Source organism: Chromobacterium sp. (assembly GCF_041912965.1).
Classification (GTDB): Bacteria; Pseudomonadota; Gammaproteobacteria; order Burkholderiales; family Chromobacteriaceae; genus Chromobacterium; species Chromobacterium aquaticum.
Map to the genome: position 1 here is coordinate 53,816 of NZ_JAYSGF010000012.1, position 14,953 is coordinate 68,768.

Annotated in this window: 11 protein-coding genes; 6 read left to right on the forward strand and 5 right to left on the reverse strand. The window is 65.5% G+C overall.

Annotated features, from left to right (window positions below; genetic code table 11):
• The first annotated feature begins 23 nt into the window (after positions 1-23).
• Positions 24-950 (forward strand): transcriptional regulator CynR, encoded by a 927-nt coding sequence (cynR, locus tag ACE3QM_RS08675; protein ID WP_374421415.1) that lies wholly within the window; start codon positions 24-26, stop codon positions 948-950.
• 18 nt (positions 951-968) lie between these two features.
• Here the strand turns inward: cynR and ACE3QM_RS08680 are convergent, their stop codons facing one another.
• Both ACE3QM_RS08680 and ACE3QM_RS08685 read right to left on the reverse strand, forming a co-directional pair.
• On the reverse strand, positions 969-2,606 hold the full coding sequence (locus ACE3QM_RS08680; protein WP_231461743.1) for an APC family permease: 1,638 nt from the start codon (positions 2,604-2,606) through the stop codon (positions 969-971).
• A gap of 470 nt (positions 2,607-3,076) precedes the next feature.
• A complete protein-coding gene (locus tag ACE3QM_RS08685; RefSeq protein WP_374421416.1) occupies positions 3,077-4,717 on the reverse strand; it encodes a methyl-accepting chemotaxis protein in 1,641 nt (546 codons plus the stop codon).
• A 180-nt stretch (positions 4,718-4,897) separates the two neighbouring features.
• Here ACE3QM_RS08685 and ACE3QM_RS08690 point away from each other — a divergent pair, with 180 nt between their 5' ends.
• Positions 4,898-7,219, forward strand: a complete 2,322-nt coding sequence (locus ACE3QM_RS08690) for an N-6 DNA methylase (protein ID WP_374421417.1) — start codon at positions 4,898-4,900, stop codon at positions 7,217-7,219.
• Between the two features lie 141 nt (positions 7,220-7,360).
• Here the strand turns inward: ACE3QM_RS08690 and ACE3QM_RS08695 are convergent, their stop codons facing one another.
• Both ACE3QM_RS08695 and ACE3QM_RS08700 read right to left on the reverse strand, forming a co-directional pair.
• Positions 7,361-8,239 carry a helix-turn-helix domain-containing protein gene (locus tag ACE3QM_RS08695; RefSeq protein WP_374421418.1) on the reverse strand — a complete coding sequence of 293 codons (879 nt, stop codon included), beginning with the start codon at positions 8,237-8,239 and terminating at the stop codon, positions 7,361-7,363.
• A gap of 62 nt (positions 8,240-8,301) precedes the next feature.
• Positions 8,302-9,657, reverse strand: coding sequence for an aldehyde dehydrogenase family protein (locus tag ACE3QM_RS08700; protein WP_374421419.1), 1,356 nt, complete (start codon positions 9,655-9,657; stop codon positions 8,302-8,304).
• A 217-nt stretch (positions 9,658-9,874) separates the two neighbouring features.
• On the opposite strand from ACE3QM_RS08700, the gene ACE3QM_RS08705 reads away from it, so the two are divergent.
• From ACE3QM_RS08705 to ACE3QM_RS08715, 3 genes are all read left to right on the forward strand, one after another.
• Positions 9,875-10,885: a methionine ABC transporter ATP-binding protein gene (locus ACE3QM_RS08705; protein WP_231461736.1), complete on the forward strand. Its 1,011-nt coding sequence runs from the start codon at positions 9,875-9,877 to the stop codon at positions 10,883-10,885.
• Positions 10,885-11,562 carry a methionine ABC transporter permease gene (locus tag ACE3QM_RS08710; RefSeq protein ID WP_374421420.1) on the forward strand — a complete coding sequence of 226 codons (678 nt, stop codon included), beginning with the start codon at positions 10,885-10,887 and terminating at the stop codon, positions 11,560-11,562. Before ACE3QM_RS08705 ends, ACE3QM_RS08710 begins: the two co-directional genes overlap by 1 nt.
• Before the next feature lie 232 nt (positions 11,563-11,794).
• A complete protein-coding gene (locus tag ACE3QM_RS08715) occupies positions 11,795-12,589 on the forward strand; it encodes a MetQ/NlpA family ABC transporter substrate-binding protein (protein WP_231461734.1) in 795 nt (264 codons plus the stop codon).
• A gap of 92 nt (positions 12,590-12,681) precedes the next feature.
• Here the strand turns inward: ACE3QM_RS08715 and ACE3QM_RS08720 are convergent, their stop codons facing one another.
• Positions 12,682-13,863 (reverse strand): NAD(P)H-dependent flavin oxidoreductase, encoded by a 1,182-nt coding sequence (locus tag ACE3QM_RS08720; RefSeq protein WP_374421421.1) that lies wholly within the window; start codon positions 13,861-13,863, stop codon positions 12,682-12,684.
• Between the two features lie 412 nt (positions 13,864-14,275).
• On the opposite strand from ACE3QM_RS08720, the gene ACE3QM_RS08725 reads away from it, so the two are divergent.
• Positions 14,276-14,947, forward strand: coding sequence for an acyl-homoserine-lactone synthase (locus tag ACE3QM_RS08725; RefSeq protein WP_048408635.1), 672 nt, complete (start codon positions 14,276-14,278; stop codon positions 14,945-14,947).
• Positions 14,948-14,953 lie beyond the last annotated feature (6 nt).

A 14,953-nucleotide genomic window follows, 5' to 3' on the forward strand; every position in this document is an offset into this window, starting at 1 on the left:
ATTATTTCCTATAGTTTGGACGCATGATTCTCCGACATATCCGTTATCTGCAGGCCGTGGTCGAGCACGGCAATTTCACTCGGGCGGCCGAGGCGCTGCATGTGTCGCAACCCACGCTGTCGCAGCAGATCAAGCAATTGGAAGAGATGGTGGGCGCGCAGCTGCTGGACCGCGGGGGGCGCACGGTGCGGCCCACCGATGCCGGCGCCGCCTATCTGGAATACGCGCGCCGCGCGCTGCGCGAGCTGGAGGCGGCGCAGCGCGCCACCCGGGACGTCGGCGATCTGTCGCGCGGCAGTCTGCGGCTGGCGATGACGCCGACCTTCGCCAGTTATCTGCTGGGGCCGCTGGCGGCGCGGCTGCGCCGGCTCTACCCCGGCATCGAACTATGCGTGCGCGAGGCGACGCTGGACGCGATCGAGCTGGCCTTGCTGGCGGACGAGATCGACGTGGGAATCGCTTTCGATCAGGCGCGCTCGGTGGAGATAGACGCGCGCCCGCTATTCAGCGAAACCCTGGCCGTGGTGGTGGGCGGCCTCCACCCGTGGCGACAGCGGACGCAGGCGCTCGGCGCGGAGGCATTGGCGCGGACGCCGTGGGCGCTATTGAGCGCGGATTTCGCCACCCGCGGCCATATCGATCGCTATTTCCAGGACTTGGGCCTGAAGCCGCGGATCGCGGCGCAAGCCAATAGCATAGGCGCGGTGTTGGAAATGGTCCGTCACGGCGATTGCGCCACCATCCTGCCGTGGGCGATCACGCGGCGGCATCCGGAATTGGGAGCGTTGGGATTGCAAACGCCGTTGCCGGCGCGCACCGCGGCGGTTCTGACGCGCAAGGGCGGGTATCGCAGCGCCGCCTTGCGAGCGCTTCTGCCAGTGCTGGATGCTTTGGGAGAGGAGATGGAAGCCGAGGGCGGCGCGAGGCCGCCCGCGGCGGGAGCCGGCTGAGCGGCTCCCGGCAGGGGTTTAGGCTTGCTGGCCGGCCAGCTTGCCGCGCGGCGCGTTCTCGGCGGCTTCCATGTCGGCGACGGCGCGGGCGTCGTGCTCGGCGTCCAGGTAACGGGTGCGCCAACCGCTGTTGACGCCCCAGTAGTAGAAGGCTAGCGCTACCGCGGCCACCACCGCCATGTCCGGTCCGTAGGGCAAGAGGCCGATGCCGCCGAAGTCCTGGCTGCCGATATAAGACAGCAGCGCCATCGTCGGTAGGTAGAGCACCATCCACAGCGCGCCTTTCAGCTCGCGGCCGAACTCGGGCCAGCCGGCGCGGGCCTGGTACCAGAAATACACAGGCAGCGCGGCCACGATCAGGAAGATGATCTCGCCGGTCAGCGGCCAGCGCGCCCAATACAGCACCAGCGAGGCGCAGACGAAGGCGAACGGGGCGACCACGCCTAGGCCGGCCAGGCGCAAGGGGCGCGGCAGATCGGCGGCGCAGCGGCGCAGCGCGGCGGCGCTGATCGGTCCGGTCAGATAGGAAATCACGGTGGCCACCGAGATCACCGCCGCCAGCGTGCCCCAGCCGCGGAAGAAGAACAGGAAGACAAAGGATACCGCCAGGTTGAACCACATCGCCGGGCGCGGGATGTGGTAGAGCGGGTGGATGCGGCCGAAGATCTCCGGCATGGTGCCGTTGCGCTGCATGCCATAGATCATGCGCGAGGTGGTGGCCATATAGGTGGCGCCGGTGCCGCTGGGGCTGACGAAGGCGTCGAAGTACAGCAGCAGCATCAGCCAGTTCAGGCCCAGCGCCATCGCCAGCTGGGCGAAGGGCGAGCTGAAGTTCAGGCCTTGCCAGCCGTGGGCCAGGTCCGCCGGCGACAGCGCGCCGATGAAGGCCACTTGCAGCGCCACATAGATCACCGCCGCCAGCAGGATGGAGCCGACCACGCCGAAGGGCACGCTCTTGCCCGGATTGCGGGCCTCGCCGGCCAGGTTGATCGGGCTTTGGAAGCCGTTGAAGCTGAACACGATGCCGCTGGTGGCCACCGCGGTCATCACGCTGGCCCAGCCAAACGGCGCGAAGCCGCCCGGCGTGGCGCCGCCCAGATTGCCGGGGTGGAAGCCGCTGTAGATCAGCGCGCCCACGGTCAGCGCCGGCACGATCACCTTGAAGATGGTGATGGCGCTATTGGCCTTGGCGAACAGCTTGACGCCCCAGTAGTTGAGCATGAAGTAGACGATGACCAGCAGCGCGGCCAGCATCAGGCCGGGCGGGGTCAGCTCGCCCTGGGAATACAAATGCTGCGCCCAGGCATAGGGCCAGGAGCTCATGTATTGCACCGAGGCTTCGGCTTCGATCGGGATCACCGAGACGATGGCGATCCAATTGGCCCAGCCGGCGATGAAGCCGAGCAGGGAGCCGTGGGAGTAGCGGGCGTAACGCACCATGCCGCCGCTTTCCGGGAACATGGCGCCCAGTTCCGCGTAGCTGAGGGCGATGGAAAGAATGATCACCATGCCGACTATCCAGGCGACGATGGCGGCCGGGCCGGCGATCTGGGCGGCATGGGCGGCGCCGAACAGCCAGCCGGAGCCGATGATGGAGCCCAGGCCGGTCAGCATCAGGGCGATGGGGCCGATATGGCGCGAGTGTTGCTGTGTCAAAGGTATCTCCTGTCAAAGAGCCCGCTCGCGATCTCGCGCGCAAACGCGCGGCAAGGCGAAGACGGGTTCTAAAAACCCGACGGCCCGGTGGAGTCAGCGCCGGACACGGCGGGCAAGCGATGGAGACAAGTTCCGGCCACGACGCGCTCGCCCGGCCGTCCGGGGCGGAGGCATGGCATAGAGGATGACGGCGTGCTGGATGCGTCGGCGCGGAGAGCGCCGGCGAGCTTGTCCCGGGTGCCGGGTGGGCCCGGTCTGATGTGCTCTTTTATAAGAGGGGGCTAATCTACCTTTGCTTTTCATTACGGTATGTAACGAAATGTATTCTCGCTTATGACAGAAGATTGAAAATGGCGATGAAAAGGGCAAACCATTGCGCGCATGAGCGCATGGCAAGTCTTTGTCTGGAATAAATGCTCGAAATTTTCGCCTCCGGCAATTTTATGCCTAATTGCCGGCGGCGCGGCGCGTCAGGCCGGCTGCTGTTGCAGCCGCCAGCTCGGCGCAGGATCGGCCGCGGCGGGTTGCGGCGCATCGATGCGGAACCAGCTCAGGGTCTGGTTCAGATCCTGGGCCGCGTCGGCCAGGTGCTGCATCACCGGCGCGGCTTGCTGCATCTGCTGATCGATGGCGGCGGCGAGGTGGGCCACCTCGTGGCCATGCTGACGGATGTCGCCGCCGGCGCGGGCCTGGGCGGCGCTGTGTTCGCGGATATCGGCCATCAGCCGGTTCAGCCGGCCGAGGCCGGCGTCCACTTGCAATAGCGCCTGGTCCAGCGCCTGCTGCGAATCCAGCTTGTCGGCGCAGGCGTCGCCGGCCTGTTCCAGCGCGGCATGCAGCGAGCCGGTGGCGCCCTCCACCTTGCCCAGCGCGTCGAAGATGCTGCCGGTGGCGGCGCGGGTGCGCTCGGACAATTTGCGCACTTCGTCGGCCACCACGGCAAAGCCGCGGCCGCTTTCGCCGGCGCGGGCGGCTTCGATCGCGGCGTTGAGCGCCAGCAGATTGGTCTGCTCGGCCACATCGCGGATCAGGCCGCTGACGCCGGCGATATCGTCCAGGCTGTGCTTGAGCTGACGCATTTCCGCCTGGGCGTGCTCCATATTGCCGGCCAGCGCCTGCATCGCTTCTGCGTTGCGCTGGCCCAGTTCGCGCGCGCTCTCGGTGTCCGCCGCCGCCTGGCGGGTGTGGGCGTCAGCCTGTTGCAGATGGCCGGCCACGCTCTGGGCGCTGTCGGCCACGGCGTGGGCGGCTTCATTGCTGAGCTTGGCCTTGGCGCTTTGCAGGCGGCTGGCGTCGGCTACTTGCAGGGTCAGCAACTGCAGGCGCTGGCAATCGCCACCGCTGCGGCGGGCATCGCCCTCCACGCGCCGCAGCAGCTCGCTCAGCTTGTCCAGGAACAGGTTCAGCCGGCTGGCGGTGGCGGCCAGCTCGTCGCGGCCCTGGGCCGGCAGCCGCATCGCCAGATTGCCTTCCCCCAGCGCGTCGGCGGCGGCGGCCATCGCTTGCAGCTGTCGTTTCAGCCGGCGTGCCAGCGCCAGCTGCATCGCCACCACCACCAGGCTGGCCAGGCCCAGCGGTCCCAGCGTCAGCCAGGCCAGCCGGCCCAGCGTGTCCCGCAGTTGCGCGCTTTCCTGGCGCAGCCGCTGCTGCTCCTGCCGCTGCAGGCGGTCCAGCTGCGCCGCCAGCGGCTGCAGGTGCTGCTGCCAGGCTTGTTCCGGGATGGCCAGCGCGTCTTGCGGCGCGGTTTCGGCTATGGTCAGCGCGCTGTTCAGATTGCGCTGGTAAGCGCTCCACAGCGGGGTGACCGATAGTCGGAAGGCTTGCGCCTCGGCGGCCGGCAGGCCGGCGGCGATGTCCTGGCTCAGCTGCGCCACGGTCTGGCTGGTCTGCCGCAGCAACGCCGGGCTGTCCGGCAGCAGCGGGTCCAGCCGCGATAGCTGCAGCACGCTGGCTTTCAGCTGGTATAGATTGGCGCTCAGTTGCTGGCGCGCGCTATGGCGTTCCACCGCCTGGGTCAGGTCCAGCAGTTGCTGCCCGGTGAGGACCAGGGCCAACGCCAGGCTGGCGAGGGTGAAGAGTATGGTCAGCCACAGGCGTTTGGCCAAAGTCATGATGATGTCGTGCGTGTGTGATGCGGGAGAGCCGCAGTCTAGGCGCGCCTAATGACGAAAGAATGACATGAATATGAATTGTCCTGTCATGAAGCATTGCCGCGCGACCATTCTCTGCCGACGCCCGGCGACGATGCGGCTAAAATAGCCGGGTTTGTCATTTTTCTTGGTTGTTGCCTTATGACTTTGCTATCCCCGGACCAGTTGGAACAAGACTTGTGGGCGTCCACGGAGCTGCTGCGCGAGCAGGTGGATCTCTACGACTACAAGAATCATGTGTTCGGCCTGTTTGTGCTCAAGCGCTGCCACGATGTGTTCGTGGAGCGGGTGCAGGCATTGGTGGCGGCCGAGGGCATGAGCCGCAAGCGCGCCGACGGCGTGGTGCAGGAACAATACGGAATCTATCCGCAGACGGCGCGCTGGCCCGGCCTGCAGGAGCGCAAGAAGGGCATAGGCGAGGCGCTGGACAAGGCGGTGGTAGCGCTGGAGGAACACCGGCCGGCGCTGGCCGGCGTGCTCAGCGTGGTGCAATACCAGGGACACAAGCGCTTGAGCGACGAGGTGCTGCATCCGCTGATGAACCATATCGGCGCCTTGAAGCTGGGCAATGCCGACCTGGAAGACCCGTCCCGCTTGGGCGAGGTCTGCGAGGGGCTGGTGCGCCGCTACGCGGTGGAGTCCGGCAAGCGCGGCGGCGCGTTTTCCACGCCGGCGCCGGTGAGCCGGCTGCTGCTGGAATTGGTGGAGCTGCAAGCGGGACACAGCCTGTACGACCCCAGCTGCGGCGCGGCCGGCACGCTGTTCGACGCATGGCGGATGATGGCCGGCCGGCCCGGCGGAAAGCGGGCGGACGGCACGGTGGACCTGGAAATCTTCGGCCAGGAAAAACTGCCGGCCACCTGGGCCATGGCCAAGCTGTGCGCGTATTTCCACGGCGTGGAAATGAAGCTGGAACTGGGCGACACCCTGGTGGCGCCCGGGCATTTGTCGCCGGAGGGCCTGCTGCCGCGTTTCGACCGCGCCGTGGCGCAACTGCCGTTCACGGTGAAGAACTGGTGGACGCCGCTGGAAGCCGAGGTGGCGGAAGCGCCGCCGGCCGATGGCAAGAAGCGCCACCGCAAACGACCGGCCGAGCCCAATTACAAGAAGCTGGTCGATGAGCACAAGCGCTTCGGCTACGGCATTCCGCCGCGCAGCTTCGGCGATTACGCCTTTGTCCAGCATGTGCTGGCCACGCTGAAGGAGGATGGCCGCGCCGCGCTGGTGATGCCGCACGACGTGCTGTTCCGCGACGGCGACGAGGGCCGCATCCGCAATGCCCTGCTGTTCGGCAGCCACGGCCAGTCCGGCGACCGCATCGAGGCGGTGATAGGCCTGCCGCCGGCGCTGTTCTACGGCTCCGGCATGCCCACCTGCGTGGTGGTGTTGAACAAGAACAAGCCGGCGCCGCTGCGCAACAAGGTGATATTGATCGACGCCAGCAAGGCCTTCGCGCGCGGACGCGCGCAGAACGCGCTGCGGCCCGAGGATGTGGAGCACATTCTCCGCGCCTACCGCGCGGCGGTGGAGGATGAGCGGGAGGAGCCGGATTATCTGCGGGTGGTGGGCTTGCGCGAGGTCAAACAGGGGCATCGCGGCAATCTCAATCTGCAGCGTTATTTCGCGCCGGACGAAACCGCCGAGGTGGTGGATGCCGAGGCGCTGGCCACCGAGCTGACCGGGCTGCAAGAGCAGGAGCAGGCGCTGGACCTGCGCCTGGGCGCGTTCTTGACCGAGCAGGGCTGGCAGCTGGAGCCGGGCGAGCTGGAAGGCTGCCTGAGCCTGGCCGAGGAGAAGCTGGAACTGCTGTCCAGCCAGTACGCGGCCAGCCGCAAGCTGCGGCCTAGCCGGATCCAGGCCTTGCTCAACCGCGGCTATGGCACGCGGCGCATGGGCAAATGGAGCCCGCACCAGTCGTTCAAGCCCAGCCCGCTGGGCGTGATTCCCGGCAATTGGGAGCTGCGCAAACTCGGCGAGCTGGCGACGCCGCTGGCGGAGACGGCATCGGGCGAGTTGTGCCAGCCCGTCGCCGACGGCTGGCGCCAGGCCGGCAGCGGCCAGGGGCTGAGCGTGCCGCCGCAGGCTTTCGCCTTTGATCCGGCGCGCTTGTACCAGGGTGGGCTGGCGCGCAACGAGAAGGAGCTGACCTTGCTCGCCGCCGATGGTCAACAAGGCTTTGTGCTGGACGAGACACTGTTGTTGCCGGCCTTCTTCGATTGTTATCGTCAATCCGAATGGTGGCGTTTCTGCCTGGAGCGTCTGGGCGCGGCGGTGGAGGAGGCGTGTCTGGATTTCTCCGCGCTGGCCGAGGCCTGGGTGCCGTTGCCGCCGCTCAGCGAGCAGCGCAAGCTGGTGACCGAGTGGGAGAGCCAGGATCAGGCGCTGGCGCTGTTGCAGCGCCGGCTGCTGGACTGGCAGGCGCATTGCGAGACACTGCGCGCGCGGCTGCCGGAGCGGGAGTAAGCACCTGTTCACGATCCGCTGCGCGTCGTGGAGCATTACACGATGAGTACCGCGTCGAAATGCCCATGTACCGCGGGTACATTCCGCTTCCTCAGCTGTTTTCGCCTTGTCTCGCTCTAGCTCGAGACTTTGCGCAGGCGCTCAGGGCAGCAGGTCCAGCAATTGCACATCGCTATTGTCCGGCCCCAGCACCAGGCTGCGTTCGGCCGGGCTGTATTGCAGCAGGCTGAGCGCGGCGTCGTCGGCGCCGTGCACCCGGCGCAGCATCTCGCTCGGCGTGAAGCCGGACAGCGCGCGGAAATCGCGCGCCATGTGCGCCTGGTCGAAGTAGCCGCAGTCCTGCGCCAGCGCCGCCAGCTTGCCGCCGGCCTGCGGCCGGCAAATCAGTAGCCCCAGCATATTGACGAAGCGCAGCAGGCGGCGAGCGTCGCGCAGCGGCAGGCCGTAGCTGGCCAGGAAGCGGCGCTCGAACTGGCGCAGGCTCAGGCCGCAGTCGGCGGCCAGCGTGGCGGCGTCCTGTTCGAACAGGCGCGCCACCGGCAGCCGCAGCGCGCGCGGCTGGCGCAATTCCCGCTCCGCCGCCAGCTTGAGCAGCCAGCGGCCGAAGACATCGGCCAAGTCCTGCGGCTGGGCGCAGGCTTGCAGGCTGTCGCACAGCTTGGCCTCCTCATCTCCGCCTATCAATTCTTCCAGCGGCCAGACCTGATCACTCAAGCGCCAACAGTCCAGCGGCAGCAGCCGCGGCAGTTGTCCCACCCGCAGCAGCGCGCTGATGAAGCGAGTGCCCGGCGTGACGCGCAGGGTGATCGGCCGGGTGATGGGGCCGCTGACGAAGGCGCGCGGCGAAGTGGCCACCATCAGGCCGTCGATCACGGTCTGACTGCGGCCGGCCAGCAGCACGCCGATATGCGGCCACGGCGTGGCCGGCAGTTGGATTTCGCCTGCGCTGTCCAGCTGCAGGTGCAGATAGCGCAGCAAGGGGGCCAGCGCCGGCGGAGGAGGCAAAAGCAAGCGGTTCATCATGTCCGTCATGATAAAGACATGGCGGACGACTGAACATTCCGCGTGCGCTGCGCGCGGGACTACTTCTGCCAGTAGGTCTTGACGTTGACGAACTCGTACAAGCCGAACTCGGACAGCTCGCGGCCATAGCCCGAGGATTTGACGCCGCCGAAAGGCAGGCGCAGGTCCGAGCTGGTGTGGCGATTGATGAACACGCTGCCGGCCTCGATCTGGCGCGCCAGCGCCCAAGCGCGTTCCTTGTCCGCGCTGTAAATGCTGGCGCCCAGGCCGAATGGGGTGTCGTTGGCCAGGCGCAGCGCGTCGGCCTCGTCGCGCGCGCGCAAGATGCTGGCCACCGGGCCGAACACTTCCTCGTGGTAGACGCGGCAGTCCGGATTGACCCGGTCCAGCACCGTGGCCGGGTAGAAGAAGCCGGGCGTGACCGGCATCTGGCCGCCCAGGCGCAGCTCGGCGCCGTGGGCGACGGCGTCCAGAACCTGGGCGTGCAAGGCCTCGCGCAGATCGGCGCGGGTCAGCGGCGACAAGGTGGTGGCCGGGTGGCGCGGGTCGCCGGCGCGCAGCTTGGCGGCCTCGGCGCAGAAGGCGGCGATGAAGGCGTCGGCGATCTCCGGCACCAGAATCATGCGCTTGGCGGCGTTGCAGCTTTGGCCGGCGTCGCGGAAACGGGAGTTGGCGGCGTCCTGCGCGGCGGCGGCGACATCGGCGTCGGCCAGCACGATGAAGGGATTGCTGCCGCCCAGTTCCAGCACGGTTTTCTTCAGATGGCGGCCGGCCAGCGCCGCGATGGCGCGCCCGGTCTGGGTGGAGCCGGTGAAGGCAACAGCGTCGCACTGGCGGATGGCTTCTTCCACCTGGTCATGGTCTATCCAGGCCACCTCCAGCGTTTCCAGGCCGGCGGCGCGCGCCAGTTCCAGCAGACGCTGGGTGGATTGCGGCACCGACGGCGCCGGTTTGACCAGGCAGGCATTGCCGGCCATCAGCGCCGGCACCGCGAAACGCAGCACCTGCCAGATCGGGTAGTTCCACGGCATCACCGCCAGCACCGTGCCCAGGGCTTCGAAGGCCACGCCGCTGCGGCTGGCCTGGGTGGGAATCTCCAGCGAGGCCAGCAGTTCCGGCGCCAGCTGCGCGTAATAGCGGATCAATTGCGCGGATTTGTCGATCTCGGCCAGGCATTCCGCGGTGCGCTTGCCCACTTCCAGCGTGACTAGGCCGGCCAGTTCCTCGCGGTGGGCCTGCAATTGATCGGCGACGCGCAGCAATTGCGCGGCGCGTTCGGCCACGCTTTGCGCGCGCCAGCGGCGCTGGGCCGCGCGCAACTGCGCGAGCGCGACGGGCAATTGGGATTCCGGCCAGGCGGCGCGGGTGTAGACGACTTCTCCTGTGGCGGGATTGCAGCTGGTAAAGGCGGTCATGACGTGCTGTATCGGTATTCGGGCAAAACAGCAATGTAGCAAAAATCACCGGCGGCTGGGATGGATAGGGTCAAATCCGCGGCGATTTGCTCGTTATATTTCTAATTTGAATAAATGGGTAAATTCATAGTTCTTTAGGTTTTATGTGGCTTGCTTATAGACTGGATCGCAATCGCCAGGCAGTGGCGTGGACGGACGGCGAGATCAGAGGCAAGACATGATTGCGATAGAAAACTTATACAAACATTACCGCGTGGATGGACGCGAAGTGCTGGCCCTGGACGATGTCAGCCTGAAAGTGGCCAAGGGCGAGGTGTTCGGCATCATCGGCCGTTCCGGCGCCGGCAAGAGCACCCTGGTGCGCTGCCTTAACCTGCTGGAGCGGCCGGACCGCGGCGCGGTGCGCTTGGGCGATACCGAGCTGACCGCGCTGGACAGCCGGCAGCTGCAGCTGCGCCGCCAGCGCATCGGCATGGTGTTCCAGCATTTCAATCTGTTGAAGTCGCGCACCGTGGCCGCCAATGTGCGCTTCCCGCTGGAATTGGCCGGCGGCGTCAGCGCGGCCCAGATGGATGCCCGAGTGGAAGAACTGTTGGCGCTGGTGGGCCTGGCCGGCCATCGCGACAAATACCCGGCGCAGCTGTCCGGCGGCCAGAAGCAGCGCGTAGGCATCGCCCGCGCGCTGGCCAATCATCCCGAACTGTTGCTGTGCGATGAGGCGACCTCGGCGCTGGACCCGGAAACCACGGATTCCATCCTGACCCTGCTGGCCGACATCAATCGCCAGCTGGGGCTGACCATTGTGCTGATCACCCATGAGATGCGGGTGATCCGCCAGCTGTGCGATCAGGTGGCGGTGCTGGATCACGGCCGCGTGGTGGAGCAGGGGCCGGTGCTGGAGGTATTCCTGCATCCACGGCATGAAGTGACCCGCGGCCTGCTGGCGGAAACCGGGCTGTACCAAGAGGAGGCGCGTCAGACTTGGCAGCAGCGCGTGGGCGCGCCGCTGATCAAGCTGACCTTCGTCGGCGCGCCCACCCTGCAGCCGGTGCTGGACGTGGTGGGCAAGCAGGCGGGCGCCCGCTTCAATCTGGTCAGCGGCACGCTGTCCGAGATCAAGGGCACGCCGTTCGGCCAATTGGTGGCCGGCGTGATCGAGTCGCAAGCTCCGCTGGAGAGCTTGCCGGAATTATTCGCCCGCCAGGGCGTGCGTTGCGAGGTGCTGTGATGGATGGTTTCGATTGGGCGCAATTATTGAGCATGGACTGGCCGGAGATAGGCCTGGCCACGCTGGACACCCTGACCATGCTGGGCGCGTCGCTATTGTTCACCGTGGTGTTCGGCCTGCCGCTGGGCGTGCTGCTGTACGTGACGTCGCCGGGTCAGTTGCGGGCGCGGCCGCGCTTGTATGCGGTGCTGTCCTTTCTGATCAATGTGTTCCGCTCCCTGCCTTTCGTGATTCTGCTGATCGTGATGATCCCGCTGACGGTGAAGCTGGTGGGCACCTCGATAGGCGTGGCCGGCGCGATTCCGCCGCTGGTCGCCGGCGCCTCGCCCTTCTTCGCGCGGCTGGTGGAAAACGTGCTGCGCGAGGTGGACCGCGGCGTGATCGAGGCCAGCCAGTCCATGGGCGCCAGCCTGTGGCAGGTGGTGCGTCATGTGCTGCTGCCGGAGGCCTTGCCCGGCCTGGTGGGCGCGGCGACGGTGACCACGGTGGCGCTGGTGTCTTATACCGCGATGTCCGGCGTCATCGGCGGCGGCGGGCTGGGCGACCTGGCGGTGCGCTACGGCTACCAGCGCTTCCAGACCGAGGTGATGGTGGTGACGGTGCTGTTGCTGCTGGTGCTGGTGCAAGTGATCCAGAGCTTTGGCGACAGGCTGGTGCTGCGCTGTCAACGCGGCTGAGAACCTGTTCACGATCTGCTGCGCGTCGTGAGACGTCACACGGTGAGTGCCGCTTCGAAATGCTCATGTACCACTTGTACATTCCGCTTTCTCAGCCGCAACGCCTTGTCTCGCCTTGTCTCGCCTTAGCTCGCGAGATCGTGAGTTGGCTCTGAGCGCCCGGCGCTGCGGCCGTATTGGAAATCCAAGAGATTTGAACCCCAACATTGTGTTGAATAGAGGAAATCGCATCATGAAAAAGAATATCGCTCGCTTCGCCTTTACCGCCGTGACCGCGCTGTGGGGCGCGCAAGCGCTGGCCGCCGAGCCGGTGACCGTCACCGTGGCCGCATCGCCGGTGCCGCACGCGGAAATCCTGGAAGCCTTGAAGCCTACCCTGGCCAAGCAAGGGGTCAAGCTGGAGGTGAAGGTGTTCAACGACTACGTCCAGCCCAATCTGCAAGTGTCCGAGAAGCGCCTGGACGCCAATTTCTTCCAGCACATTCCCTACCTGGACAAGTTCAACAAGGACCGCGGCACCAAGCTGGTGGTAGCCAGCAAGCCGGTGCACATCGAGCCGTTCGGCGCCTACTCCAGCAAGTTCAAGAAAGTGGCGGACCTGCCCAAGGGCGCGACCGTGGCCATTCCCAACGATCCGACCAATGCCGGCCGCGCCTTGCTGCTGTTGGATCAGGGCGGCGTGATCAAGCTGAAGGACCGCACAAATCTGTATCCGACGGTGAAGGACATCGCGGCCAACGCCAAGCAGGTGAAGATCAAGGAACTGGAAGCCGCAACGCTGCCGCGCGTGCTGCCGCAGGTGGATCTGGCGCTGATCAACGCCAACTACGCGCTGGAAGCCAAGCTCAATCCCAAGCGCGACGCGTTGTTCATCGAAACCACCTCGCCGTACGCCAATCTGCTGGTGGCGCGCGCCGACAACAAGGACAGCGCCGGCGTGAAGAAACTGGCCGCCGCGCTGGCCAGCCCGGAAGCGCGCAAGTTCATCGAGAGCAAGTACCAGGGCGCGGTGATCCCGGCGTTCTGAGCGCCAGGATGAAGATCCGCCCGGCTGCCCGGGTTGGAACGAAAAAGCCCCGCTATGCGGGGCTTTTTCATGTTGGCGTGTTCAGCGCGGGCTCAGCTTGCCGCGAGATCGGCCGGTTTTTCGCCGGTCAGGAAATAGCGGATGGTTTCGCTGACGCTGCGCATCGCGTCGCCGAAGGGCAGCGGATCGGCGCCGCGGAAGAACAGGCCCTTGCTCACTTCGCCGCGGAAGGCGGCGGCCAGCTTGAGGTCGATGCAGAACTGGCCCATCTTGGCCACGCCGTCGCGTAGGCCGCAAGCGCTCAGACAGTTCAGGCTCTGGGTGCAGCGCGCCGGGTCGGCCTTGGCGTTGGCCTGCAGCTTGGCTTCGCGTTTCAGATAGCTCTTCAGGAAGGGGGTCAGCACGCCGCGCGCCGGCAGGCCGGCCACGCTCATGAATTCGGCGATGTCCTGCGGCTTGGCCTCGGCCAGCGTGCGCTTGAAATTATCGTGGGCGTCGCCCTCGCGGGTGACGGCGAAGGCGGTGCCGATCTGTACCGCCGACGCGCCGAAGTCCTGGATGCAGGTCTTCATCTTCTCGAAACTGTTGATGCCGCCGGCGACGATCAGCGGGATGCACTCGCTCTCCAGCTGCAGGCTCTTGAACAGCTGGCGGGTTTCGTCCAGCACCTTCTGGAAGCTGAAGCGCTCGGCGTCGAGCTCGCCTATGCTGGCCGCGCCCAGGTGGCCGCCGGCGTGCTTGGGATGCTCGATGACGATGGCGTCCGGCAGCCGGCCTTTTTTCATCCAGCGCTTGAGCACGATGCCGATGCCGCGTGCCTCGGACAGGATGGGGATCAGCGCCACCCGGGGGAAGTCGGCGGTCAGTTCGGGCAAATCCAGCGGCAGGCCAGCACCCATCACCACCGCATCGGCGCCGGATGCGCAAGCCTGGCGCACATAGTCCGGGTAGGAGGCCACCGCCTTCATCACATTGACCGCCACCATGCCCTGGCCCTGGGCATTGACCAGCGCGCCGCGGATCTCTCGATCCAGCGCGATCAGATTGAGCCGGTCCAGTTCCGCTTGGCCGGCGGCGTATTGCGATTGCTCGACCAGGTCGGCGTGCAGATGGCGCAGATCAACGCTGGCCACCGTGCCCAGCGCGCCAGCGCGGGCGACATGGCCGGCCAGGCTCTTGGCGGAGACGCCTATGCCCATGCCGCCTTGCACGATGGGGAGCAGCGCGCGGCCGCCTATCTGGAGCGGGGAATAGCGGGAGATATTTGTGGTCATTTAGCAACGTTGTCGCGATGGGTGAAAAAACAGCACGATGCTAAGCGCCGGCGGCTTAAGAGTCTTTGCTCTAGAGCAATAAATAAGGACTGGATTCTTTCTATTCACGAAAAAAGATCATCCACTCAAGGACTTGTTTTGCCATGAGAATGATATGAGGTAGTGCAAGCTTTTGATTTCAGTAAGGATATTCTCACAGTAAGAAATTTCAGAAATCAATAAATGACAATTGCATGTATTTTTGATTGAAAAAGGGTTGCAGTGGCTTTTTTGTGTGCGCGGCCAAAAGGTTTTTTTGCCAAGGCACTAGCACGGCATAGAACTCCATTTCCTGTCCATTTTGTCAGATTTCGCTGTGGAAACCAGCACTTACAGTGCTCCCACCGCAAGAAAAACGGACTAGGAGAGAGTAATGGCGCATTTTTTCCCCATCGGACTAGGCGATATGTTGGTCGATCGAGTGAATGGAACCAACTGGGAGATCGATTTATTGAAATTTCGCCATCTTGTTTTCCGTGAGCAACTGAACTGGGTGGCGCCTAGCGTGGATGGCCTGGACCGCGACGAGTATGACGGTTTTTCCGACAACTTGGCGGTAAGGGATACCCAGGGCGTGTTGGGCTCGGTGCGGCTGACTCATGGCACGCGGCCTTTCATGATAGAGAGAGAGTTTTCTCGTTTGCTGGCTCCCGGCGAGAGCATCAGCAAGGGCGAGAGCGCGGCAGAAATCACCCGCTTCGCCGTCGACAAGCGCGCTTCGCCGCAACGGATGCGGGAGGCCGGACGGCTGTTGTATTTGAGCCTGTTGGAGTGGTCGCTGCTGCGCGGGGTCAAGCGGATGTACTTCGTGGTGGAGCCGGTGTTCTACCGGCATATCGTGCGCATGGGCTTCCCGGTGGTGCCGGTGGGCGTGCCCATGCATCTGGATGGCGGAGTGCTGTCGATGGCGGGCTATGTCGATTGGCCGCAGGCGGAGCCGGAGTTCATTCTGGGCTTGCGCAAGGGCATCAAGGCGCCGCCGGAGCGCTCCCGCGCCTGGTACGAGTTTGAAACGCGGCATGCCGCGGCCTCGATGCCGTTCTGATTGAAA

What these genes read in the sequence shown, in the direction of transcription:
- cynR (WP_374421415.1), top strand. Translation starts at nt 24, where the DNA reads ATGATTCTCCGACATATCCGTTATCTGCAGGCCGTGGTCGAGCACGGC.
- ACE3QM_RS08685 (WP_374421416.1), bottom strand. Translation starts at nt 4,717, where the DNA reads ATGACTTTGGCCAAACGCCTGTGGCTGACCATACTCTTCACCCTCGCC.
- ACE3QM_RS08690 (WP_374421417.1), top strand. Translation starts at nt 4,898, where the DNA reads ATGACTTTGCTATCCCCGGACCAGTTGGAACAAGACTTGTGGGCGTCC.
- ACE3QM_RS08695 (WP_374421418.1), bottom strand. Translation starts at nt 8,239, where the DNA reads ATGAACCGCTTGCTTTTGCCTCCTCCGCCGGCGCTGGCCCCCTTGCTG.
- ACE3QM_RS08700 (WP_374421419.1), bottom strand. Translation starts at nt 9,657, where the DNA reads ATGACCGCCTTTACCAGCTGCAATCCCGCCACAGGAGAAGTCGTCTAC.
- ACE3QM_RS08705 (WP_231461736.1), top strand. Translation starts at nt 9,875, where the DNA reads ATGATTGCGATAGAAAACTTATACAAACATTACCGCGTGGATGGACGC.
- ACE3QM_RS08710 (WP_374421420.1), top strand. Translation starts at nt 10,885, where the DNA reads ATGGATGGTTTCGATTGGGCGCAATTATTGAGCATGGACTGGCCGGAG.
- ACE3QM_RS08715 (WP_231461734.1), top strand. Translation starts at nt 11,795, where the DNA reads ATGAAAAAGAATATCGCTCGCTTCGCCTTTACCGCCGTGACCGCGCTG.
- ACE3QM_RS08720 (WP_374421421.1), bottom strand. Translation starts at nt 13,863, where the DNA reads ATGACCACAAATATCTCCCGCTATTCCCCGCTCCAGATAGGCGGCCGC.
- ACE3QM_RS08725 (WP_048408635.1), top strand. Translation starts at nt 14,276, where the DNA reads ATGGCGCATTTTTTCCCCATCGGACTAGGCGATATGTTGGTCGATCGA.